Below are 22,925 nucleotides of genomic sequence, written 5' to 3'. Positions count from 1 at the left end.
GCGGTGATCGAGGCACTGGAATCGGGCGTTTCCTACCAGGGTCCGGCCGGCACCACCGTGGTGGATCCCAAAACCCACCACGCGACGCTCGATGTGCATATCGCGCAGGTGAAGAACCAGGGGTTCGAAGTGCTGGAAAGCTTTCCGCAGCAGCCGCCAGCCGACACGCAGGCGGTCTGCGACCTCGCCGCGAACCCGAACGAGAACAAGCAGTACGTCATCGACATCTGACCGCCCCCGCCTGCCGGCACGTCCATCGCCGGCGGGCGCCCTTCCTCAGCCTGTGCAGGAACGGTCATGGACCTCGTTCTCGTCATCCTCCTCCAGATCGTGACGAGCGTCGCGATGCTGGCGCTCATCAGCCTGGGGCTCGCCGTCATCTTCGGCATGATGCGCGTCATCAATCTCGCCCACGGTGAATTCCTGATGCTGGGCGCCTACGCGGCCATCCTCGCGACCAGCCGCGGGATCAATCTTTGGATCTCCATGCTGATCGTGGCACCGGTGTCGGTGGCAATCATCGGCGTGGTGGTCGAGCGGCTGATCATCCGCCGGCTCTACGGCCGCATGATCGACACCATGCTGGCGACATGGGGTCTGTCGCTGGCGCTGATCGGCCTCGTCACCATGATCTTCGGCAACACGAACAGCGGCTTCTCGGCGCCGCTCGGCAGCGTCGCCATCGGCGGCTTTCGCGTGTCCGGCTACGAGCTGTTCCTAATCGTCTTTACTCTTGCCCTGCTGGCGGCCGTGTACGCCGTGATCCGCTTCACCCGGTTAGGCCTGATCGCGCGCGGCACCATGCAGAACCCGGACATGGCAGCCGCCCTGGGCATCGATCCGTCCAAGGTCTACGCTGTCACGTTTGCCATCGGCGCAGCCCTGTCCGGTCTGGCCGGTGCCCTGATCGCGCCGCTGTCCGGCGTCGTGCCCACCATGGGCACGGCCTATATTGCCAAGGCCTTCATCACGGTGATCACCGGCGGGGCGTCCATCCTGGCTGGGACGCTGTCTGCGTCGGGCCTGCTCGGCACGGTCAACACGCTTGGCAGCTTCCTGACCACCCCGGTCCTGGGCGAAGTGGCACTGCTGGCCGCCGCCATTGTCCTGCTGCGCCTCCTGCCGCGCGGCATCACCGGGCGTTTCCTGCGGGGATCCCTATGAACGACGCGCTGAAGTCGACCTGGGGTCCCATCGCGCTCGCTGTGGTCGCCGCCCTTGCCGCCTGCTGGTACCTGCCGACAGCGATGGAGCTGTTCGCGCTCATCAACGCGACCGTGTTCGTCAGCATGGCGATCCTGGCGCTTAGTCTGGCCCTGGTCTGGGGCTATGGCGGGATCCTGTGTTTTGGCCAGGCGGCCTTCTTCGGCCTCGGCGGCTACACCTATGCGGTGGCCGCCATCAATCTGGGCGATACGACCGGTGCGGTGCCGCTCGCAATCCTGGTGCCGGCCTGCTTCGCGCTGCTGCTGGGCTACTTCCTGTTCTATGGGCGGATCAGCGACGTCTATCTGGGTGTCATCACGCTCACGGTCACGCTGATCCTGTTCAAGTTCATCAACAGCACGGCCGGCGACATGTGGACGATCGGCCAGGCGCCGCTCGGCGGTTTCAACGGCATCCCGATGACGCCACCCTTGAATGTACCCGGTGACATGACGGCGATGCTCATGCCTGACCAGATCTTCATCCTGGCGGTGATCGGCCTGCTCCTCTGCTACATCGTCGCGAAGCTGATCCTGGCCAGCCACTTCGGACGGGTCGTGGTAGCAGTGAAGGAGAACGAGCTGCGCGCCGAGCTGCTCGGCTACGACGTCCGCCTCTACAAGCTGATCATCTTCACGATCGGCGGTGCCATGGCGGGTCTGGCCGGCATGTTCTTCGCGAACTGCGTGTTCGTCAGCCCCACCATGTTCAGCCTGAGCTATTCCGGCCAGATCATCATCTGGGTGATCGTCGGTGGCCTCGGCACGCTCGTGGGGCCTGTCATCGGCTGCATCCTCCTGCAGATGCTGACCAACTGGGCCGGGACGCTGGAAGGTGTCGACCCGAACCTAGTGCTGGGCGCCATCCTGGTGATCGCCGTGCTGGTCCTGCCCAAAGGCCTCCTGCCCACCATCACCGGCCTGATCAGGCGAGGGCACGACCGATGAGCGCAATGCTGGAGACGTCGGGCCTCACCATGCGCTTTGGCGGTGTGGTGGCGGTCGACCGGGTCGACATGAAGATCAACGAGGGCGAGTTGCGCTGCCTGATCGGTCCGAACGGCGCCGGCAAGAGCACGTTCTTCAAGTGCCTGACAGGGCAGTACAAGCCGACGGCCGGTACCATCCGCCTGCGCGACCAGGACGTGACCGGCTGGGACAGTTTCGCCATTGCCAGGCGCGGCGTCGGCATCAAGACCCAGGTTCCTTCGGTGTTCGACGGGATCTCCGTGCGCGACAGCGTCCTGATTTCGGCCCGTCGCCGCTACGGAGCAGCCCTTGCCAGATCACGCACCGACGATGTCCTGAACCGGATCGGCATCCAGGACATCGCGGGCAAGCCGATCGGCCTGTTGTCCCACGGCTCGCGCCAGCTGGTCGAACTGGCGACAGTGGTGGCCTCAGAACCCGACCTCATCATCCTGGACGAGCCCACTGCTGGCATGACCGCCGAGGAGACCAGCCGCACAGCGTCGCTGATCCGCCAGCTCAACGAGCGCCATGCGATCGTGGTCGTGGAGCACGACATGCAGTTCATCCGCTCGATCGCAAAGACGGTGACCGTCTTTCATCAGGGACGGATCCTGATCGAGGATCGCGTCGAGGTGGTCATGAATGATCCTACGGTACGTGACGTCTATCTGGGCAAGGACCCGATTCGCCCGGCCGCCGGAAGGGTAATGGCATGATCCGCGTCCAGGACGTCACCTCCGGCTATGGCCGCATCCAGGTCCTCAACGGTATCGACCTCCACGTGCCGCGTGGCAGCTTCACCGGCATCCTCGGCCATAACGGCATGGGCAAGTCGACCCTCCTGAAGACGATCATGGGCCACCTGCCCGCTTCAGCGGGAAAGATCGAGCTGGCCGGCGAGGACGTCACCAGACTGCCCGCCCATGCCCGGGCGAAGAAGGGTATCGGCTACGTCCCCCAGGGCCGCCAGATCTTCCCGATCCTCAGCGTACTGGACAATCTGCGCATGGGTTGCGCAGCCAAGGGCCTTCCCGACGACGGCATCGACGCGATCGTTGACGACTTCCCGCAGCTCAAGCGCCTCCTGGACCGCCCTGGCGGCGCCTTGTCCGGCGGTGAGCAGCAGTTGCTGGCGCTGGCACGCTGCCTGTGCGGCAACCCGTCGGTGATCCTGCTGGACGAGCCCACCGAGGGCATCCAGCCGTCGATCCTCCAGGAAATCGTCGAGCGCCTCCACGCCATCCGCGCCAAGCGTGAACTCACCCTGCTCCTGGTGGAGCAGAACCTGGAGTTCATCCGTGGCCTGTCGCAGCGGATCTTCACGATCCAGAAGGGCAGGATCGCGCGCGAGCTGGATCCCTCACAGCTGGACGACCACGACCTGATCGGCGAGTTTACGGGTGTCTGAGCGCTGCTCAGCCCGTCAGGTGGCGGAGCAAGATCAGGACTGCGGTCCCGGCCACGATCATCGCCATGACGCCACCTTGCAACGATACGAGCGCCGTTGCCGCGAGTGCCGCCCACTCCGCCAAGCCACCGCTCATCGCCGCCGGTGCCACCAGCGTTGTCAGCACCGCGGCCGGTACGGCGTTCAACCCGGCCTGCACGCGCGGATGCACGGAAGCGAAGCGCGACAGCACGAGATGGCCGCCGATCCTGGTGAAGTAGGTCAGAACCGCCGCCGCCACGATGATCCAGAACGTCGTGCTCATGCCGCCCGCACCGGCAGGGCCGCCGCAAGAAGGACGCCCACCAGCGCGCCGACGGTGACATGCCAGGGAGAGCCCAGGATCTGATAGACCAGCATGGAGCCGACGGCACTGATGACGACAACCGGCAGCCAGTTGGCCCGCTGCCGGAAGCCCATCACCAGGCTCAAGAAATAGATCGGAACGAGGAAGTCGAGACCCAGCGCATGCGTGTTCCCGATCAGCCGGCCGAACAGCGCACCCAAAAGCGTCTCGGCGATCCAGCAGCCATAGATCGGCAGCGCAAGGCCCATGTACCAGGCGAACGAAATGGACCGGCCCCGCTCCGCGCGCCGCTCCGTCTCGGCATACTGCGGATCAACCATCAGGAAGAAGCCCAGCGCTTTCTGCACGGCCGACCAGTGGCCGATCAGCCGCCCACCGGCCGCCGAGTACAGGATCGAGCGGGCGTTCACGATGAAGATCGAGAGCACGATCAGCCAGGGGGCCACCCGCTGCCCGAACAGCTCGATCCCGACCATCTGGCTGGCCCCTCCATAGACGGCCGCGCTCATCAGCACCGCTTCGGCCACCGTAAAGCCGTTATCTACCGCGAGCGCCCCGAACAGGATCCCGAACGGTGCGATGGCGATGATCAACGGCAGCGTTCGCGCTGCGCCGCTCCAGAACTCGAACCTGTTCGAATGGGCGGCCATGCACTCCCTCACCTCTCGAAGCGCGCCCGTGCCCGCCGGTCAGGCGCTCGCCGCCGGCACGCCGAGGCGTCGACGATCACCTCTCCGTCCATCACCAGGAAAGCCCAGTCATGACGCTCAACACCGTCAAGATGCCGACGCCCGATGCCTTGCGGGAGATCGCCCGAGGGCTCGGCATGACCTTCAGCAACGACGACCTTGCGGCCCATCTGACGGCCTTCGCGTCCAGCATCGAGGCCTACAACGACATCGACAAGATGACGGACGAGCTGCCGGCCGTGAAATATCCGCGCACGCCCGGCTACCGCCCGACCGGCGAGGAGAACCGGTACGGTGCCTGGTACGTCAAGACCACGATCGAGGGCGCGTCCAGTGGCAAGCTGAAAGGCAAGAGCGTCGTTCTGAAGGACAACGTGCTCCTGGCTGGCGTGCCCATGATGAACGGCGCTTCCACGCTGGAAGGCTATGTGCCGGATGTCGACGCCACCATCGTGACGCGGCTGCTCGACGCAGGCGCCACCATCGTCGGCAAGTCGGTCTGCGAATACTTCTGCTTCTCCGGCGGGAGCCATACTTCGTCGTCTGGCCCGGTCCACAACCCGCATCGCATGGGCTATTCGGCGGGCGGCTCATCGTCCGGGTCGGCAGCGCTCGTGGCAGCCGGCGAGGTGCCGATGGCCATCGGTGGCGACCAGGGCGGCTCGATCCGCATGCCTGCATCCTATTGCGGTATCTATGGGATGAAGCCGACCCATGGCCTGGTGCCCTACACCGGCATCATGCCGATCGAGCTCACCATCGACCACACCGGCCCGATGACAGCGACCGTCGAAGACAACGCCCTCATGCTGGAGGTTCTTGCCGGCCCTGATGGCCTGGATCCGCGCCAGTACGGCCCGATCGAGGTTCCGCGCTACACGGACGCATTGGGCAAAGGCGTCCGCGGCCTGAAGATCGCCATGGTGCGCGAAGGCTTCGGCCATCCGCAGTCCCAGGCCGAATCCGACCAGATCGTTCGCGAGGCCATCAAGCAACTGGCGAACCTGGGCGCCGAGGTCGAGGAGGTATCCATCCCGCTGCACCGCCACGGCCACAATATCTGGCTGCCAGTGGCCGCCGAGGGTGCCACCATGCAGATGATGCATGGCAACGGCTTCGGCTTCAACTGGCAAGGCCTCTACGTCAACAGCCTGATCGACTACCACGCTAATTGGCGCCAGCGCGCCGACGAGATCGCCGATACGCTGAAGAACACGATGATGCTCGGTGAATACATGGTGAGGAAGCATCGGGGCCATTACTACGCCAAGGCGCAGAACCTGGTCCGCCGCCTGCGCGGTGCCTACGATGCGGTGCTGGCGGACTATGATCTGATCGCCATGCCGACCCTGCCACTGACGGCTACGCCGTTGCCGGACGCCAACGCGCCGATCGCCGAGATCCTGCAGCGCGCCTTCGAGATGCTGTCGAACACGGCGCCGTTCGACTGCACGCATCACCCGGCGATGAGCCTGCCCTGCGGCACCGTCGACGGCCTGCCAGTCGGCCTGATGCTGGTCGGCAAGCTCTACGACGAGAGCACGATCTACACGGCCGCCCACGCCTTCGAGCAGAAGATCGACTGGAAGGGCATCACGGCATGATCACGATCACCGCGATCATCAAGGCAAAGGTCGGTCACGAGGAGGAGGTCCACCAGGCCCTCCTTGTCTCCGGCATGGAAGGCTCGGCGAAGGAACCGGGCACAGTCGGTTATCATGTCGGCCGCGCGGTGGAGGATCCCCTGACCTTTACGACCTATGAGCGCTTCACCGATAAGGCCGCCATGGACCTGCACAACGCGACCACCGGCAAGCGCTTCTTCGACGCGGTCGGCCACCTGCTGGACGGGCCGCCAACCTTCGCGGTCTGCGAGGAGATCTGGACCAAGTAGCATTACCTCGCGCGTAATCGACCAGAGAGCATCTCCCGCGGCATGGTCTCCTCGCACCGTTCACGAGGAGACCATGCATGTTCGATGCCGACGCGATTGCCGCTGCCTACCTTGCGGCTTGGAACGCCAAGGATCCCGCCGTGCGGCGAGCTGCCGTGGCCAAAGCCTGGAGCGAGACCGGCAGCTATCTCGATCCGCTGATGGAAGGCGAAGGGCACGATGCGCTGGATGCGATGATCGCTGCCATCCAGGCGCAGGTACCCTGCATGCAGTGCTCCCTTCGCGGCCGGCCGGAGAGCCACCATGACCGTATCCGCTTCTCCTGGTCGCTGACCACCGAGGACGGCACCGCCGTCGCTCATGGTACCGATTTCGCCACCATTGCCGAGGACGGTCGGTTGCAGGCCGTGACCGGGTTCCTGGACCAGGGAGTCGCCTGATGCCCACGATCCGCACGGGCGACGGCCTTGAGCTGTACTATCGCGATTGGGGCAAGGGTCCTCCGGTGGTCTTCGTCGCCAGCTGGTCGCTCACGTCGGACTCCTGGGCCTACCAGATGCTGCCGCTGGTCCGGCGGGGCTTTCGGTGCATCGCCTACGATCGGCGCGGCCACGGCCGTTCCGACGATCCCGGCGGTGGCTACGACTACGACACGCTGGCCGACGATCTCGCCGCGCTGCTCGACACGCTCGACCTGACCGGCGTGACCCTGGTCGGCCACTCGATGGGCCCGGGCGAGATCGTCCGCTACCTGAGCCGCCATGGCATCAGGCGGACTGGCCGCATCGCCATGATCGGCACGATCACGCCGATGATCCAGCAGGCAGAGGACAACCCGCACGGCGTGCCGCCGTCTGTCTTCCAGGCGTTCCGCGATGAGCAACTGATCCGCGACTTTCCGGCATGGATCGAGGACAATGCCGGCCCGTTCGTGACGCCTGAGACGACGCCGCACATGATCGACTGGGTCCGCGGCATGTGCCTGCAGGCATCGTTGCAGGCCCTGTACGAGTGCAACGTCGCCATTACTACGGCCGATTTCCGGGCGGAGCTGCGGCAGATCGAGCTGCCGACCCTGCTCCTGCATGGCGACCTGGATATCACTAGCCCTCTGGCCCTGACCGCCCAGCCGACCGCGGCCCTCATGCCGAACGCCAGGATCGAACTGTACGAGGGTGCTCCGCACGGCCTGTTCCTGACGCATGCCGAACGCGTGAATGCCGACCTCGTCCGGTTCATGCAAAGCGCGCCTACTTGATGGCGCCGGCCGTCAGCCCCTTGATGATGTAGCGCTCCAAAAAGATGCCGATGATGGCGAGCGGTGCGATCGCCGCCGTCGAGAGGGCCGCCATCGACCACCAGTTGATGCCCTGGGAGCCGGTCTGGCTGGCGACCATGACCGGGATGGTGGTGGCATTGGTGCTCGTGAGCAGGGCTGCGAAGAAATACTCGTTCCAGCAGAGTACCAGCGACAGGATGAAGGCTGCGACCATGCCCGGCAGGGCGATCGGCAGCACGATCCGCAGGAAGGCGCCCCAGACCGAGGCGCCATCGATCGCGGCGGCTTCTTCCAGCTCGATCGGAATCGTCGCGAACTGGTCGCGCATGATCCAGATGACGATCGGCAGCACCGTCAGGGCATAGAGCAGGATCAGGCCGACCTTGCTGTCGAGCAGGGCCAGTTCCTTGTAGAGCACCAAGAAGGGCATCGCGAGGACGACCGGTGGCAGCACCAGTTGCGACAGGAAGAAGAACGCGATGTCCTTGTTGCTCATCCGGCCGAACTTGTACTGGAACCGGCTGAGCCCGTAGGCCGCGAGCGATCCGATCACGACGGCCAGAAGCGACGCGCCGACCGACACGATCACGCTGTTCTGGAACCGCTTGCTGAACTCGTCGCGAACCGTGGAGGTCTTGCCGATCGTGTCCGGCGACAGGCCCAGCGACCGCCAGCCGCGCCAGTCCGGCCAGAAATCGACCCAGGGGATCAGGTGGCCCTGGGTGACGTTGACCGCCGTCTTGAACGAGGTCGTGACCGTCCAATAGATCGGGAACAGGGAGATGAACGTCCAGAACAGCAGGAGCGCATAGACGATCACCTTTCCGGCAACCGGCTTGGCACGACGTGCAATTCGTCCCTGAACGGCTTGAGCTTGTGCCGGCGCGTAAGTGGCCAATCGATCGACTCCTGACATGTGTCGTCGGGTAACTGACGTCCCTCAGGTGACCCGCCGCATCCAGCGGCTGATCAGGCTCAGGATGATCGTGAGCGCAATGACGATCAGGATGAAATAGAACTCCGCCAGCATCGTCCCGTAACCTACGTTCGACCGGTCTCGATACTCGCGGTAGATGAAGCTGGTCACCGTATCGGTCGCACCGCCCGGTCCCCCGGCCGTCGTGTTGATGACGATGTCGGCCAGCTTCAGCTCGAAGATGATCCGAAGGATGATGGCCGTGACGCTCACCGGCAGCATCAGGGGGAAGGTGATCTTCCAGAAGGACTGCCAGGTGGTCGCCCCGTCGATCTTGGCGGATTCCATCACTTCCTTGGGCAGCGCCTGCAGGCCCGCCAGCAGGAGGATCATGATGAACGGGATGGAGACCCAGGCATCCAGCGCCATGATGCTCACCCGCGCCATCCATGGCGTGGCGAAGAAGGCCGGCGTGTCCCAGCCGAGCATGCGCGCGAAGGTGGCAGCCGGCCCGAACCGGTACTCCATGATCGACTTGCCGATCATCCAGCTGACCGCGACCGGGCTCAGCATGAACGGCAAAAGGAAGGCGACCCGGAAGAACTTGCGTGCCCTGATGTCGGCGTTGAGCAGAAGGGCCAGCCCGAAGGCGATCGCGTACTGCACCAGGACGGCCAGCACGTAGTAGACCATGTTGCGCAGCGCGTTCCAGTAATAGGGGTCGTTCATCAGCGTGACGAGATTGTCGATGCCGTTGAACTTCCGCCCCTCGAACGAGCTGAGGTTCCAGTCGGAAAAGGCGATGAACAGCCCGAAGAAGGTCGGGAAGATCACCATCGCCAGGGTGAACAGCACGGCCGGCAGCACGAATACGGCCTGATGACCACGCTGTCCTCGGGTCAGGACCTGGAATACGCAGAGGGCCACCGACCAGGCGACATAGGCGTAGAGGACGGGCCGCCAGTTCTCGAATCCGTAGGGGGTGATGCCCGCCTTGTAGAGGGTCTGGACGAGCAAGGTCAGCACCAGCACGGCCGAGGCCAGCAGGAACAATGCTCTGCCCAGCTTGCTGCGGCTGCTCCAAGACGTAGAGGCGTAATCCTGTCGCGCGCCTGCCAGTTGCGCCGAATGCTGCATCGAGTTCCGCCTCACGTCCTTCCGAGGGTTCTATCCAGCAAGAGCCGGCTCCCCGAAGGGAGCCGGTGGCGATCAGAGACCAAGCGAAGCCTTGTAGAGTTCGATCTGCTTCTCGCGACCGATCTGGTCGGTGATCTTCTCCCAGGCCGCCGCAATGTTGTCGGCACCGGTCTGGGCGTCCGACGGGCCGGAGAAGATCTTCGCCAGCTCGTCCTCGGCCACGCTGTAATACTGGAAGATGCCGGGAATGCGCGGCTCGATCGCGACGTTCGGGTGGTTGTAGGAGTTCGACTGTGAGTTCAGGTATGAAGTGATGAACGCCCCGTCATAGCCCGCCTCGACCCATTCCGGGATGTTGAAGTGGCTCTTCCGGTAGGGCTGGAATCCCGACGGATAGGCCGCCGTCCAGAGCGACAGGTCCTTGCCGCCCAGGTGGGCCGCGGCACTCCAGGCCGCCTTGTGCTTCTTCTCGTCGCCGTCGACCCGAGCCATGACGTAAACGCCCCAGCCGATATAGGCCATGTTCGGCGCGAAGTTCGGCCCACCGGCCAGCTTGTCCCACTGGCCGGTCTTGGCGTTGAAGACATCGTCCGAGCCGGGAAGGATATCGAAGCCGCAGCTCTCGCCGATCACCGAGGAGTCGCTGGTCTTGGCGTTCGAGCCGATATCGCCCCACCAGGCGAGCATTGAGCCGGTGCCGGACAGGAATTGCTGGAACCCGGTCGTGTTAGGATCGGCGTTCAGCTGGTCGGCAGGCTCGGATGGCAGCGCGTCGATCACGTCCTGGATGGCACGCACCCAGGCCGGGTTGTTGATGCGCGGCTTCATCGTGTCGACATCGAACAGCCAAGCCTTGTCCTCGGGATGCTTGGCATAGGCGGTGGCCCGGCTGGCCAGGAAATAGAAGCCGAATCCGCCCCAGGGCTTTGGTGCGTCCAGGTAGCCATAGGCTTCCATGCCGCCGACGGTCTTGCCCTTCAGGAACTTCGTGACGGCCTGGACCTGCTGCCAGGTCCGCGGCACGCCCCACTCGCCCTGCCCGCCCTCGGCTTTCCAGGCTTCTGCGAGATCTGGATCGGAGAAGTAGTCCGTCCGGTAGTTGAAGTTGTGGCAGTCGCCGTCGATGGAGATGCGGTAGGTCTTGCCGTCCCAGGTGCCGACCGGCGCCTTCAGATAGTCGACATAGTCGTCCATCTCGATCTGGGCCTTCACCCAGTCCGGCATCTCTGACGCCAGTCCCTTCCCGCAGACGTCGCCTTCGAAGGGAGCCCCCATCTCCAGGATGTCGAAGTCGACCGTACCGGTTGCGATCGCCTGCTGGAGGCGCGGGTTGTAGTCGGCCTGTGCCAGGTCGATCCAGGTGATCGTGGCGCCTGTGTAGGTTTCCCAGGGCTTCAGGAAGCCGCGGAACAGCAGGTTATGCAGGTTCTGGTTGTTGAGTCCCATGAAGGTCAGCTCGACGTCCGCGAACTCGCCTTCCTGCACGTTCGCCTTGGTGGCGCCCAGGCAAAGCTCGCCCACCTGCTGCCAGTCCGCATCCGTCGGCGAGCCGGCACCGACGCCAGGGATCTTCAGGAGATCGGCGCGGATGCTGCCCTGGGCGGAGGCACGTGGCACAAAGGTTCCGAGTGCGGTCGACGAAGCCAGGGCTGCCGCGCCCATGCCGGCGGCACCCTTGAGGACACCGCGCCGGCTGGCCTGCAATGCATTCAGGTAATTCCACGTCGACAATTTCATGTCGAACCCCCTCCCATCATTCTTGTGCGGATGCCCACTGCCTCATCGGCGCCGCCGTCGTGCTGTGGATCGGACCCCCTACTCAGCATTCCTCGGATGACTGACGTTGTCGAGGTCGAAGCTGTGCGTTCCACGAATTGACACAGGATCGCACGAGCCGCCGCTTGAATATGAGCCCGTCACTCTCAAGCTCCCTCCTATCCATGCCACGCCCGAAGGTTCGATGATGCGCTACAATCCGCTGGGACAGACCGGCCTGTTCGTTTCCGAACTCTGCCTCGGCACCATGACGTTCGGTGGTAGCGAAGGGATCTGGGGACAGATTGGCAACCTCCGCCAGCAGGAAGCGGACGCGCTTGTCACGGCAGCCCTTGATGCCGGCATCAACTTCATCGACACGGCCGACGTCTATGCGCACGGCGTATCCGAGGAAATCACCGGCCAGGCGCTGCGCAACCTCGGCATTCCCCGCCAGCAGGTCGTGGTCGCGACCAAGGGCTTTGGCCGCATGGGCGAAGGTCCGAACAATCTTGGCGCCACCCGCTACCATATCCTCGACGCCGCCAAGGCCAGCCTGAAGCGCCTGCAGCTCGACCATGTCGACCTCTACCAGATCCACGGCTTCGACAATGCGACGCCGATCGAGGAGACCCTGGAAGCGCTCGACATCCTCGTCCGGCACGGCCATGTCCGCTATGTCGGCGTGTCGAACTGGGCAGCCTGGCAGATCGCGAAGGCGCTCGGTATTGCCGAGCGGCGCAACCTCGCCCCAATCCGCTCGCTGCAGGCTTACTACACCCTCGCCGGCCGCGATCTCGAACGCGAGATCGTTCCGATGCTGGCCTCCGAGAAGGTCGGCCTCATGGTCTGGAGCCCGCTGGCGGGCGGACTGCTCAGTGGCAAGTACGACTGCAATGACGAGGCATCGGGCGACGGCCGCCGCGCCACCTTCGACTTCCCGCCGGTCGACCGCGAGCGCGCCTACAATGTCATCGACGCCATGCGAGCCATCGCCGCGTCCAAGGATTGCACCGTGGCCCAGGTGGCGCTGGCCTGGCTTCTTCACCAACCCGTCGTCACGAGCGTGATCGTCGGCGCGAAGAGGGTCGAGCAGCTCAAGGAGAACATCGGGGCTGTGGACATCGAGCTATCGCCCGACGATCTGGCAGCACTGGATGCGAACAGCCAGTTGCCGAAGGAATATCCCGGCTGGATGCTGGAGCGGCAGGGAGGCTACCGCATGCCGCAGAAGCCGCGCTGAGCCGGCAGCTTCAGCCCCACATCTCCTGCTCGTCGGCCTGCGCGTAGAGGATTTCGATCACTTCGGCGATGGCAGGATCGACGGAGCGGGGGAAGTCCGTGCGGAGCGCCGTCCGCGCCCGGTCGATCCGGTTCTCCTTCCACACCACACCCTTTGCGATGATATTCTGCATGAAACCCTGCAGCCGGTCGCAGGCCTTAGCCAGCCGGGCTTCCGGCGTGACACCAGCTTCGAACTCGCGCCACATCGCATCGAGATCGGCACCCAGGTCCGGCGGTAGCATGCCGAACAGCTTGGCGGCGGCCGCCTCCTCGCGCTCGGCTTGGCCGGCCACGCCAGACACATCATAGGCGTAGGTGTCGCCAGCCTCGATCTCGACCAGGTCGTGGACGGCCACCAGCGCCAGCGTGCGGCCGAGATCGGCCTTGAACGAGATCTCCCGCTGGAGAAGCAACGCCGCCAGCGCCATGTGCCAGCAATGCTCCGCCACCGTTTCCCTGCGGTTCATCCCCGGCACGACGCCCTTGCGCTCGATGGTCTTCAGCCGGTCGACAAACATCAGGAACTCGGTGACCGCGACAAGACGGTCCTTCCCGACCACATTATCTTCCGCCGACATCGCAACCACCCCGCCATTCAACCAGGGACGGCATAGGCGCAGATGGAACTCGCGATCAACGACCTGCCCGGCGAGGGTCGGCCACTCGTCATCCTCCACGGACTGCTCGGCAGTGGTCGCAACTGGCTGGGACCGGCACGCAAGCTGAACGGATCTGGGCGGCGCGTCGTCATGGCCGACATGCGCAACCACGGGCAAAGCCCCTGGGGCCGTCCGATGACCTATGAGGCGATGGCGGACGATGTGATCGAATTGATCGGACGCCTCGGCGCAGGGCCGGTGGATCTGCTCGGCCACAGCATGGGCGGCAAGGCTGCGATGAACCTGGCGCTCCGTCAGCCCGAACTGCTGGCGCGCTTGATCCTCGTGGACATCGCACCGGTCGCCTACAGTCATCGTTCGTTCGCCGACTATATCGAGGCGATGCGCGCCGTCGATCTTGCGGCCATCCAGCGGCGGGGCGATGCCGATACGCTGCTCGCGACTTCGATCGACGATGTCGGGATGCGCGGCTTCCTCCTGCAGAACCTGGAAAGCGATCACCATCACGGCTTCCGGTGGCGGGTCGACCTGGAACTGCTGGCGAACTCGTTGCCGGAGTTGGTGGGCTGGTCGGAACCCGCAGGAGTTCGGCCATATCCAGGACCAGCCTTGGCGCTAAGGGGCGCACTTTCTTCCTACGTACGCGAGGAGAGCTTGCCGGAGTTCCGTCGCCTCTTTCCGAAGCTCAAGGTCGTGCCGATCCCCGAAGCAGCACACTGGCCGCACGTGGAAGCACCCGAGCCATTCTTTGCGGCCCTCGTATCCTTTCTCCAGGGACCGGCATAGATCGTGTCGTCGTTAGTGTCGCCGTGCAGCAGGTTGTCGCTGTCGCCTGCCGCCGCCGCCGACCGAAAAGTCGGTATCGACCAAGCCTGCAGCCAGTCCTAGCCATCGGTGCCGGTCAGCGTGTTCTGGTTGCTGTCGCCGATCTTGCGAGGCTTTGTTCGTCTCGCCGGGACCGGCCACGTTCGTGGCGCTGCACGCGGGAGACGATCTGGAAGGGGATCATTTCACCCGACCGACGTCGCAAATATCCCTTGTTTCTGCTCAGGAAGGCACGGCACGGGCTCATGTCAGCCCTTCTTGGGATCGTGGCCCCAGTTCATGAGGGAGTAGCGCCAGCGCGAATGCTCCATGTCATCCTTCGGCCCTCCCTGGGCCAGGTGGCGGTGAACATAACCGATGACTTTGCGCATGTGGGCGAAGTCGTCGTCGGTGAGGTCTGAGCGCCTCTTCCGCTTGATCTCGACGATCCGCCGGCCCGACTGGTGGCCGACCGTTTCGCTCTCGCCCTCATGGGTCCAGCCGACCGACTTGCTCTCCTCGCTCGCCAGGAACTTGTCCAGGGCGGCAGGCGTCATGTTGACGGCCTCGTTGAACTCCTTCCACGTCTGCTCGCGGTCCGGATCGCTCGCCATCTCTGTCGCTCCTGCTGTCTGCTCCTGCGGAACGAGCAGTCCGTCAGGCCGTTCCCGAGGCATCGCAGGCACGGAGGTTGTAGTGACGAAGGAACTAAAGAAGGGCGACAAGGTCGCCTGGGATTCATCCGGCGGGCACAGCGTCGGAACGGTCGTGAAGAAGCAGACGACACCAACGCAGATCAAGGGACACAAGGTGGCAGCGTCGAAAGATAATCCCGAGTACATCGTCAAGAGCGACAAATCGGGGAAAGAGGCAGCACACAAGCCCGAGTCACTCAAGAAAGCCTGATAGCCGCAAGAAATTCCTTGAAGCAATAACTACCTAGCTAATTTATGCAATTATCGTCTGCATTATGTTGATTCGCTTCATCTCGGGATTATAATACTCGTCATCATTCTGCAGCCAAGACAGTTCATCGTCGACCGTCGGCGAACCATGGGGCTGCAGCGATGACCACCGTCTGGCGTTCCGCGAGAATCCTCATCCTTGTCCTGATCGTCATGCTGCTGAGCCCAGGAATGGGCCTGGCGCAGCAGGGTGAAGGCACTCCGCCAGCCGAAGTCGACTGGCTCGAGCTCGCGATGGGCAGCATCGCAGGGTTGGTGCTGTTTCTTTACGGTGTCAGCCGGCTCTCCGGCGCGTTGAAGAAGGTTGGGAGCGACCGCGCGCGCGACTGGTTGGCCAAGGCTGCTGGCCATCGTTTCCGTGGCCTCTTGTCCGGGACCGTCGCGACGATTGCGCTCGATTCGTCCTCGGTCACGATCATTCTTCTGATCACGCTCGTCGATGCGGGCCTCCTGTCTTTCGTCCATGCGATTCCGGTCATCCTCGGCAGCAACATCGGCACGACCATTTCCAGCCAGATCTTCGCGCTGGACATCGACGAGTACGCGCCGATGCTCATGCTGACCGGCTTTCTCCTGCACACGCTTGGCCGGTCTGAGACCATGAAGACCTATGGCACCATCGCGTTGGGCATTGGCCTGGTGCTGTTCGGCCTGCACACCATCGGCACCGCGGCAGAACCGCTGGAAGGCAACCAGCAGATCATCGACTGGCTGAAGAACTTCGAGAACCCGCTCTATGGCGTCCTGGCCGGCGCGGCCGCGACCGTCGCCATCCAGTCCTCCTCTGCTATGATGGGCATCGTCATCACGTTGGCAGGTGAGGGCCTCATCGGGCTGCCTGCAGGCATCGCTATCATGCTCGGTGCAGAGATCGGCACATGCGCCGATACGCTCTTGGCAACTCTCGGGCGATCTCGGTCCGCCGTGCGCGCCGGCGTGTTCCATCTGGTCTTCAACATCGTGACCGTCGCCCTGGGCGCGCTGTTCATCGACCAGATCACAGCATTCGCACAGATGTGGAGTAGCGAGGTCGGGCAGCAGATCGCCAACGCCCATGTCGCGTTCAACGTCGCCGGAGCGCTGCTGTTCATCGGCTTTACACCATTGGCCGCAGTGATGCTCTGCCGCGTCATCTCGGACCGGGGCGAAGGTGCCACGGCACCGGCAGCCCAAGTCGCAGGTTGAACGCTGGCCGCGTTCTTCAGGCAAGGTCGTGCAACAGCGAAGGACGGTCCACAACGTGATCAAGCATGCCACTTGCTACCGAATTCTCCTCGGCACCTTGCTGTTTGGCAGCACCACCATGATGGCTGCCGCTCAGGAGAAGACCGACGGCCTTACCTTCGACGAGGACGGCGCCACCCTGCGTTTCATGGAAGGCCAGGCATCGCTGAACCTGGGCGGCCGCCTCTATCTCGACATCGCCGACGGCAATGTCAGCGACGACGATGCCTATGACATCTTCGATCGCAATATCGACTTCAGCCAGGCGAGGATCGAGCTGACAGGCAAGTTCGAGGATTGGCTGACCGCCGTCTATCAGTACGATCTCGCTGACGACGACTCTCCGCTCAAGGACGTGGCGCTCGGCTTGAAGAAGGAGCCATTCGTCATCACCGGCGGCAATTTCAAGGAGCCGTTCAGCCTGGAGGAATTGATCAGCGACAATGACATCACCTTCATGGAGCGCTCGCTCGCCAACACGTTCTCTCCTGGCCGCGATATCGGCGTCGCCGTATCCACGACCGGCGACCGCTGGACAGCCGCATTCGGCATCTACGGGGGCGAGATCAACGACAGCATCAGCGACGGCGGCATCGGTGCCACTGGAAGGGTGACTTACGCGCCGATTCGCACTGAGACTGACCTTCTCCATCTCGGCGCGTCCGCCAGCTACCGCGATCTTGACGGTGAGGAGCTATCGTTCGGCACCTCTCCGGAGTCCGACCTGTTCGGCGCATCGCTCGTGGATACTGGCACAGTCGAGGACGCGCAGGACCTGGGCCGGCTCGGGCTGGAAGCTGCCTGGCAACGCGGACCCGTCCGGGTGCAGGGAGAATACATCCTGACCAGCGTCGAGCGTGACGGTGGCCAAGGCGATCCGCTGTTTCAGGGGGCGTACCTGCAGGTGGCATGGGTCGTGAACAAGGTCGGTCGGCCATACAGCACGGAGCTTCCGGCCTACGGAACCGAATCAGGTACGTTCGAGGCCTTCGAGCTGGAGGACACGCAGCGTGTCACTCAGGGCGGCTACGGCGTGTTCGAGCTCGCTGCGCGACTAAGCGGCATCGACCTGAACGACGAGGACGTGGAAGGCGGGCGCCAGGGCGACCTCACCCTCGGCGTCAACTGGTATCCTGACACGAATGTCCGTTTGATGGCGAACTATGTCCGGGCCGAGGCCGAGGACGCCCCGGATGCCGAAGGCGACGACGTCAGCGCCGACATCTTCCAGTTCCGCGTCCAGGTCGCGTTCTGAGGCGGCTGGAGCTACCCCCGCCCAGGGATCTTCGCGCACGGGACCTCACCCTGCTTTCTTCATGCCGTCCGTGGCTCGTGATCATGACTACGAGGGAGCGAGCGCCGACCATTTCCTGACCTCAGGTGGCACCGAACCTGACCTGGAATGTTCCCGAGGCCTCGCTCCCTGCCTTGCCATGACCCGAACTGGGGTTGGACGACGTGTCGAGACGCCTTACGCTGCTGTCCGTTGTCATTTGTCTGGCCCTGGTAGTGGGTGGCTATCTGTCCCTCCATGGGGGCTGGATGCCAAGCTTCCTGGAGCCGGTCCGCAGCTGGTTGGCGGGATCCGAGGCAGCCCCGCCGCCGGCACCGGCACCACCGCCGCCCGAAGTAGGTGTCGTGGTCGTGGAGCCGGAAGAAGTGCCGCTGCCCGTCGAATATGCGGGACGCGTCGCTGCCTTCCGACACGTCGAGGTACGGGCGCAGGTCGGAGGTATCCTGCTGGAGCGCGCGTTCGAGGAAGGCGCCACCGTCAAGCAAGGACAGGTCCTCTTCCGGATTGACCCCGCCACCTATCAGGTCGCCCTCGACCGCGGACAGGCAGACCTCTTGCAGGCGCAGGCGACGCTGCGTCAGGCCGAGGGGAACTACCGACGGATCGAGGAGCTGTCGCGTACCCAGGTCGCCACTGCCCGCCAGCTGGACGAAGCGCTCGCGCAACGGGATCAGGCGCGTGCCGCCGTTCAGCTGGCGCAGGCCGAGATCGACAGTGCCCGCCTGAACCTTGGCTATACCACGGTGACGGCACCGCTTGCCGGTGTCACCGCCCTGGAATCACCGCCCGAGGGAACGCTGGTCCAGGCCCAGCAGACCTTGCTGACGACGATCAACCAGCTGGATCCGGCCTATGTGAGCTTCTCGTTCACCGATGAGGAGGGCCAGGCTTTCCGCGAACTCAACGAGCGGCGGGCGGAGCCGATCTCCGAAAAGGACCTCACCGTCGAGCTGCATTACGGCAACGGCACCGTCTATCCTGCTCCCGGCAGGATCGATACGGCTGCCCAGCGGGTCGACCAGCAAACCGGTACGATCGAAGCGCGTGCGATCTTCCCGAACCCGGACGGCGCGCTGTTGCCCGGCCAATTCGTCCGGGTCGTCATCCGGGGCGTCACTCTTCCCGATGGCATTGTCGTCCCCAATCGCGCGGTCTCCCAGGGCCCGCAGGGGCCGTCCATCTTCGTGATCGACGGCAACGGCACCGCCCAGGCGCGGCCGATCCGCCTGGGCCAGGAAGTGGCGGACGGCTGGATCGTGCAGGAAGGGCTCGAAGGCGGCGAGCAGGTCGTCGTGGATGGCGTGATTCGGGTGCGACCTGGGGCTCCCGTCCGTCCGGTGCCAGCAGCACCAGCGCAGGAGAACACGCAGGCCAATGCCGGTCCGCTGGCGGCTCCCGCCATGGGTGGAGCAGGCCCGTGATCTCCAGGTTCTTCATCGACCGGCCGGTCTTCGCCGCCGTCCTGTCGATCGTCATCGTGCTGGCCGGCCTCGTCGCGATGCGCGCCCTGCCGATCGCCCAGTATCCCGAGATCGTGCCTACCGAGGTGGTCGTGAGTGCGACCTATCCCGGCGCCAATGCTGAGACGATCGCCGAGACCGTCGCTGCACCCTTGGAGCAGCAGATTAACGGTGTCGAGGACATGATCTATATGCGCTCGACCTCGACCGGGTCGGGCACGCTCAACCTGTCCGTGTTCTTCCAGATCGGCACCGATCCCGATCAGGCCACGATCAACGTCAACAACCGCGTGCAGCGGGCCAATGCCGTGCTGCCGGAGGAGGTCCGTCGGCAGGGCGTGACCGTCGCCAAGCGGTCGAGCTCGATCCTGCAGGTGCTGACCATGTCGTCGCCGGACCGGCGCTACGACACGATCTTCATCTCCAACTATGCCCTCATCAACGTGATCGACGAACTCCGGCGCACGCCCGGCGTGGGTGATGCCTCCCTGTTCGGCGCGTCGGACTACTCGATGCGGATCTGGCTCCGGCCGGACAAGGTCGCACAGTACAACCTCACGCCCAGCGACATCGCCGCCTCCATCCGCGAGCAGAACGCTCAGTTCGCCGCCGGACGCTTCGGCGAGGAGCCCATGAGGGGCGAGCAGGCCTTCACCTATTCCGTCACGACTCCTGGACGGCTGGCCGATCCCAGGGAATTCGAGAACATCATCCTGCGCTCGGACGAGAACGGTGCCGCCCTGCGCCTGAAGGACGTGGCGACTGTCCAGCTGGGCTCGCAGAACTACAGCACCGTCGCGACCCTGAACGGCGCGCCCGCCGTGCCGATCGGCGTATATCTCCAGCCGGGCGCCAATGCATTGGAGGTGGCCAGTGCCGTCCGTGCGACCATGGACCGGCTGGCCCAGCGTTTTCCCGATGGGATCACCTACGACGTCCCGTTCAACACGACGCGCTTCATCGAAGTGTCGGTGGAGGAGGTGATCACGACCTTCGTCGAGGCCATCGTCCTGGTTGTGATCGTGGTGTTCCTGTTCCTGCAGAACGTGCGGGCGACCCTCATCCCGATCCTGGCCGTGCCGGTCTCGATCATCGGCGCCTTTGCCGGCATGTACCTTCTTGGTTTCTCCATCAACCTGCTGACCCTGTTCGGCCTGATCCTCGCGATCGGCATCGTGGTCGACGATGCCATCGTGGTGCTGGAGAACGTCGAGCGGATCATGTCGAGTGAAGGCAAGAGCCCACGCGACGCCGCCATCCAGGCGATGGAGGAGGTGAGCGGCCCGGTAATCGCCATCGTGCTGGTGCTCTGCGCGGTGTTCATCCCCGTCTCGTTCCTGGGCGGCCTCGCTGGTGAGCTCTATCGCCAGTTTGCGGTGACGATCGCCGTCTCGGTGGTGATCTCCGGCATCGTGGCGCTCACCCTGACGCCGGCCTTGTGCGCGATCTTCCTCAAGCCGGTCCACCGGCAGCCATGGCTGCCATTCCGCCTGTTCAACCGCGGTTTCGACGCGGTCACCCGCGGCTATACCGGCGGCGTCCGCTTCTTCCTCCGCCATGCCCTGGTCGCCCTTGTCCTGGTGGCGGCCATGCTGGGGAGCACGTGGTGGCTGTACACCCGGGTGCCGGGTGGCCTGGTTCCCCAGGAAGACCAGGGCTACGTGTTCCTCGTCACCCAGCTTCCGCCAGCGGCTGCCCTCGACCGCACCCTCGACATCACTGCCAAGGTGACCGAAGGGGCGATGCAGAATCCCGCCGTGGAGAACGTCGTCACCCTGGCGGGGTTCGACTTCCTGTCGGGTGCCCAGAAGACGAACGCAGGCGTTTCGTTCGTATCGCTGAAGGACTGGTCGGAACGAACTGATCCGCGCCAGGACGCGCGTGCCCTGGCGCCTGCCATGATGGCGCTGAATGCCGGGTTCCGTGACGGCGTGGTCATCGGGTTCAACCCGCCGCCCATCCAGGGCATCAGCACGACCGGCGGCTTCGAGTTCTACCTGCAGGACCGTTCCGGCGGCACGCTGGAGAGCCTATCACAGGCGGCCCAACGTGTGATCCAGGCAGCCAACCAGCGCCCCGAGCTTGCCGGTGTCAGCACCACGTTCAGCACAGGCGTGCCGCAGTACCAGATCGGCGTGGACCAGGAGAAGGCCAAGGCGCTGGGGGTGCCTATCTCGACGATCTTCGAGACGATGCAGAGCACGTTCGGCAGCCTTTACGTCAACGACTTCACCCTGTTCGGCCGGACCTATCGCGTGAGCCTCTCCTCCGAGGGCGAGTTCCGGCAATCGCCCGACGACCTGCGCCACGTCTTCGTGCGCTCCTCGAACGACACGATGGTACCTCTCAACGTGCTGGTGTCGGTCACCCGTATCATCGGGGCCGACGTGGTGGACCGGTTCAACGTCTTCCCGGCCGCGCGCATCCAGGGCAGTCCCGCCCCAGGCTATTCGTCGGGCCAGGCCATCGCCGCCATCCAGGACGTCGTCTCTCAGACCCTTTCCGCCGACTACACGGTGGGCTGGACCGGCTCCGCCTATCAGGAGTTGCAGACCGCCGGGACGGGCAATCAGGGCTTTCTGTTCGGTCTGGTGATGGTTTTCCTCATCCTGGCCGCCCAGTACGAGCGCTGGTCGCTGCCGATCGCCGTCATCACCGCCGTCCCGTTCGCCGTGTTCGGCGCGATCCTCGCGATCTTCCTGCGCGGCATCGAGAACGACGTCTACTTCCAGGTAGGCCTGGTGACGCTGATCGGCCTGTCCGCCAAGAACGCGATCCTGATCGTCGAGTTCGCGAGCGAGAAGTACCGCGCCGGCGCCTCTGTCATGGATGCGGCCATGGAAGCCGCCCGCCTGCGCTTCCGACCGATCGTGATGACCTCGCTGGCGTTCATTCTCGGCGTGGTGCCGCTGGCGATCAGCACGGGTGCCGGCTCGGCCAGCCGGCACTCGGTGGGCACCGGCGTCATCGGCGGCATGCTGGCGGCAACCTTTCTCGCGATCTTCTTCGTGCCGCTGTTCTTCCGTCTAGTGACCCGCAGGCGGCCGCAGCCGCAGCCGGGCGGTGAGGAGAATCGCCCGGCTCCGCAGGAAGCCTGAAGAGCCTCAGCATCGCCGGCGCCTGGCCAGCACATGCTCCAGCGTGACTGGCCGGTACTCCCAGGCATCGACGCCTAGGTCGTACTGGCGCGGTGCCGGCTTCAGCTTGCCATGCGAGTGGCCGTGCAGGTCGATCGAGCCCTTTCCCATCTGGTTCCAGGTGCGGAACGGATAGTGGCAGATCACGAACAGCTTCCCGTCGATTACCATCTCCGCGTAGTGCTGGATGCTGGACCAGCCTTGGGCTGCCAGGGTTGCAGGCCCGTCATTGTTCCCAATGATCAGGTGCTTGCGGCCGTGGAGGGCCGCCAACAACCGGTCCACCCTGGCTTGATCGCCGCGGGCGAAGTCCCCGAGATGCCAGATCTCGTCTTCGGGCTGCACGGTCTCGTTCCAAAGGCGCACCAGCGCTTCGTCATGGGCCGCCACCGACGGGAACGGCCGGCGGTCAATGCGCAGGACACGCGGGTCGTTGAAATGGGTGTCGCTGGTGAAGAACAGGGTCATGCGGCCATCAACGCGGAGAATGCCCCGTCTAGTTCCCGGCGAGGATGCGGACCAGTCGGTAGGCCCAC

The 22,925-nt window shown here is 64.4% G+C and carries 23 protein-coding genes and 1 pseudogene; 16 read left to right on the top strand and 8 right to left on the bottom strand.

Annotation, left to right across the window (positions count from 1 at the left end; genetic code table 11):
- The 5 genes and pseudogenes from VHL31_RS19295 to VHL31_RS19275 all read left to right on the top strand — a co-directional run.
- Window positions 1–231, top strand: a pseudogene (locus VHL31_RS19295) (urea ABC transporter); the annotation flags it as partial.
- 66 nt (window positions 232–297) lie between these two features.
- On the top strand, window positions 298–1,164 hold the full coding sequence (locus VHL31_RS19290) for a branched-chain amino acid ABC transporter permease (protein WP_329662872.1): 867 nt from the start codon (window positions 298–300) through the stop codon (window positions 1,162–1,164).
- The gene (locus tag VHL31_RS19285) at window positions 1,161–2,153 is read left to right on the top strand and encodes a branched-chain amino acid ABC transporter permease (RefSeq protein ID WP_329662871.1); all 993 of its coding nucleotides are present in this window, start codon (window positions 1,161–1,163) and stop codon (window positions 2,151–2,153) included. Before VHL31_RS19290 ends, VHL31_RS19285 begins: the two co-directional genes overlap by 4 nt.
- Entirely contained in the window at window positions 2,150–2,893 is a 744-nt protein-coding gene (locus VHL31_RS19280) for an ABC transporter ATP-binding protein (RefSeq protein ID WP_329662870.1), read from the top strand. Before VHL31_RS19285 ends, VHL31_RS19280 begins: the two co-directional genes overlap by 4 nt.
- A complete protein-coding gene (locus VHL31_RS19275) occupies window positions 2,890–3,585 on the top strand; it encodes an ABC transporter ATP-binding protein (protein WP_329662869.1) in 696 nt (231 codons plus the stop codon). The genes VHL31_RS19280 and VHL31_RS19275 overlap by 4 nt, the downstream gene beginning before the upstream one ends.
- A gap of 7 nt (window positions 3,586–3,592) precedes the next feature.
- On the opposite strand, the gene VHL31_RS19270 is transcribed toward VHL31_RS19275, so the two are convergent.
- Together VHL31_RS19270 and VHL31_RS19265 are read right to left on the bottom strand one after the other, a co-directional pair.
- Window positions 3,593–3,889, bottom strand: coding sequence for an AzlD family protein (locus tag VHL31_RS19270; protein WP_329662868.1), 297 nt, complete (start codon window positions 3,887–3,889; stop codon window positions 3,593–3,595).
- Entirely contained in the window at window positions 3,886–4,581 is a 696-nt protein-coding gene (locus VHL31_RS19265; RefSeq protein WP_329662867.1) for an AzlC family ABC transporter permease, read from the bottom strand. The genes VHL31_RS19270 and VHL31_RS19265 overlap by 4 nt, the downstream gene beginning before the upstream one ends.
- A 110-nt stretch (window positions 4,582–4,691) precedes the next feature.
- Between VHL31_RS19265 and VHL31_RS19260 the strand changes: the two genes are divergently transcribed.
- The 4 genes from VHL31_RS19260 (at window position 4,692) to VHL31_RS19245 (ending at window position 7,772) form a co-directional block, all read left to right on the top strand.
- On the top strand, window positions 4,692–6,224 hold the full coding sequence (locus tag VHL31_RS19260) for an amidase (RefSeq protein WP_329662866.1): 1,533 nt from the start codon (window positions 4,692–4,694) through the stop codon (window positions 6,222–6,224).
- A complete protein-coding gene (locus VHL31_RS19255; RefSeq protein WP_329662865.1) occupies window positions 6,221–6,514 on the top strand; it encodes a putative quinol monooxygenase in 294 nt (97 codons plus the stop codon). The genes VHL31_RS19260 and VHL31_RS19255 overlap by 4 nt, the downstream gene beginning before the upstream one ends.
- Before the next feature lie 77 nt (window positions 6,515–6,591).
- Window positions 6,592–6,954 carry a nuclear transport factor 2 family protein gene (locus VHL31_RS19250; protein ID WP_329662864.1) on the top strand — a complete coding sequence of 121 codons (363 nt, stop codon included), beginning with the start codon at window positions 6,592–6,594 and terminating at the stop codon, window positions 6,952–6,954.
- Window positions 6,954–7,772 carry an alpha/beta hydrolase gene (locus VHL31_RS19245; RefSeq protein ID WP_329662863.1) on the top strand — a complete coding sequence of 273 codons (819 nt, stop codon included), beginning with the start codon at window positions 6,954–6,956 and terminating at the stop codon, window positions 7,770–7,772. The genes VHL31_RS19250 and VHL31_RS19245 overlap by 1 nt, the downstream gene beginning before the upstream one ends.
- On the opposite strand, the gene VHL31_RS19240 is transcribed toward VHL31_RS19245, so the two are convergent.
- The 3 genes from VHL31_RS19240 to VHL31_RS19230 all read right to left on the bottom strand — a co-directional run bounded on the left by VHL31_RS19240 (window position 7,765) and on the right by VHL31_RS19230 (window position 11,583).
- Entirely contained in the window at window positions 7,765–8,646 is an 882-nt protein-coding gene (locus VHL31_RS19240) for a carbohydrate ABC transporter permease (protein WP_349262493.1), read from the bottom strand. The genes VHL31_RS19245 and VHL31_RS19240 overlap by 8 nt on opposite strands.
- A gap of 87 nt (window positions 8,647–8,733) precedes the next feature.
- Entirely contained in the window at window positions 8,734–9,846 is a 1,113-nt protein-coding gene (locus tag VHL31_RS19235; protein WP_349262490.1) for a sugar ABC transporter permease, read from the bottom strand.
- 72 nt (window positions 9,847–9,918) lie between these two features.
- Window positions 9,919–11,583: an ABC transporter substrate-binding protein gene (locus tag VHL31_RS19230; protein ID WP_329662860.1), complete on the bottom strand. Its 1,665-nt coding sequence runs from the start codon at window positions 11,581–11,583 to the stop codon at window positions 9,919–9,921.
- 226 nt (window positions 11,584–11,809) lie between these two features.
- Between VHL31_RS19230 and VHL31_RS19225 the strand changes: the two genes are divergently transcribed.
- Window positions 11,810–12,844: an aldo/keto reductase gene (locus VHL31_RS19225; RefSeq protein ID WP_349262492.1), complete on the top strand. Its 1,035-nt coding sequence runs from the start codon at window positions 11,810–11,812 to the stop codon at window positions 12,842–12,844.
- A gap of 10 nt (window positions 12,845–12,854) precedes the next feature.
- On the opposite strand, the gene VHL31_RS19220 is transcribed toward VHL31_RS19225, so the two are convergent.
- Complete coding sequence (locus tag VHL31_RS19220) at window positions 12,855–13,463, bottom strand: HD domain-containing protein (RefSeq protein WP_329662858.1); 609 nt, start codon at window positions 13,461–13,463, stop codon at window positions 12,855–12,857.
- A gap of 42 nt (window positions 13,464–13,505) precedes the next feature.
- Between VHL31_RS19220 and VHL31_RS19215 the strand changes: the two genes are divergently transcribed.
- Window positions 13,506–14,291 carry an alpha/beta fold hydrolase gene (locus tag VHL31_RS19215; RefSeq protein ID WP_329662857.1) on the top strand — a complete coding sequence of 262 codons (786 nt, stop codon included), beginning with the start codon at window positions 13,506–13,508 and terminating at the stop codon, window positions 14,289–14,291.
- A 287-nt stretch (window positions 14,292–14,578) separates the two neighbouring features.
- Here VHL31_RS19215 and VHL31_RS19210 read toward each other — a convergent pair whose 3' ends face one another.
- Entirely contained in the window at window positions 14,579–14,923 is a 345-nt protein-coding gene (locus VHL31_RS19210) for a DUF3140 domain-containing protein (protein WP_329662856.1), read from the bottom strand.
- Window positions 14,924–15,005: 82 nt separating this feature from the next.
- On the opposite strand from VHL31_RS19210, the gene VHL31_RS19205 reads away from it, so the two are divergent.
- The 5 genes from VHL31_RS19205 (at window position 15,006) to VHL31_RS19185 (ending at window position 22,350) form a co-directional block, all read left to right on the top strand.
- Window positions 15,006–15,215, top strand: a complete 210-nt coding sequence (locus tag VHL31_RS19205; RefSeq protein ID WP_329662855.1) for a DUF2945 domain-containing protein — start codon at window positions 15,006–15,008, stop codon at window positions 15,213–15,215.
- A 161-nt stretch (window positions 15,216–15,376) separates the two neighbouring features.
- On the top strand, window positions 15,377–16,459 hold the full coding sequence (locus tag VHL31_RS19200) for a Na/Pi symporter (RefSeq protein ID WP_329662854.1): 1,083 nt from the start codon (window positions 15,377–15,379) through the stop codon (window positions 16,457–16,459).
- A 118-nt stretch (window positions 16,460–16,577) separates the two neighbouring features.
- On the top strand, window positions 16,578–17,753 hold the full coding sequence (locus VHL31_RS19195; protein WP_329662853.1) for an OprO/OprP family phosphate-selective porin: 1,176 nt from the start codon (window positions 16,578–16,580) through the stop codon (window positions 17,751–17,753).
- Between the two features lie 203 nt (window positions 17,754–17,956).
- Window positions 17,957–19,213 carry an efflux RND transporter periplasmic adaptor subunit gene (locus VHL31_RS19190; protein WP_329662852.1) on the top strand — a complete coding sequence of 419 codons (1,257 nt, stop codon included), beginning with the start codon at window positions 17,957–17,959 and terminating at the stop codon, window positions 19,211–19,213.
- On the top strand, window positions 19,210–22,350 hold the full coding sequence (locus VHL31_RS19185; protein WP_329662851.1) for a multidrug efflux RND transporter permease subunit: 3,141 nt from the start codon (window positions 19,210–19,212) through the stop codon (window positions 22,348–22,350). The genes VHL31_RS19190 and VHL31_RS19185 overlap by 4 nt, the downstream gene beginning before the upstream one ends.
- 6 nt (window positions 22,351–22,356) lie before the next feature.
- Here the strand turns inward: VHL31_RS19185 and VHL31_RS19180 are convergent, their stop codons facing one another.
- Window positions 22,357–22,857, bottom strand: coding sequence for a metallophosphoesterase family protein (locus tag VHL31_RS19180; RefSeq protein ID WP_349262491.1), 501 nt, complete (start codon window positions 22,855–22,857; stop codon window positions 22,357–22,359).
- Window positions 22,858–22,925 lie beyond the last annotated feature (68 nt).

Origin of the sequence: Geminicoccus sp., from assembly GCF_036263595.1 — a bacterium.
GTDB lineage: Bacteria > Pseudomonadota > Alphaproteobacteria > Geminicoccales > Geminicoccaceae > Geminicoccus.
Note: the sequence above shows the minus strand (reverse complement) of the source record. Positions and strands in the feature narration are given on the sequence as shown.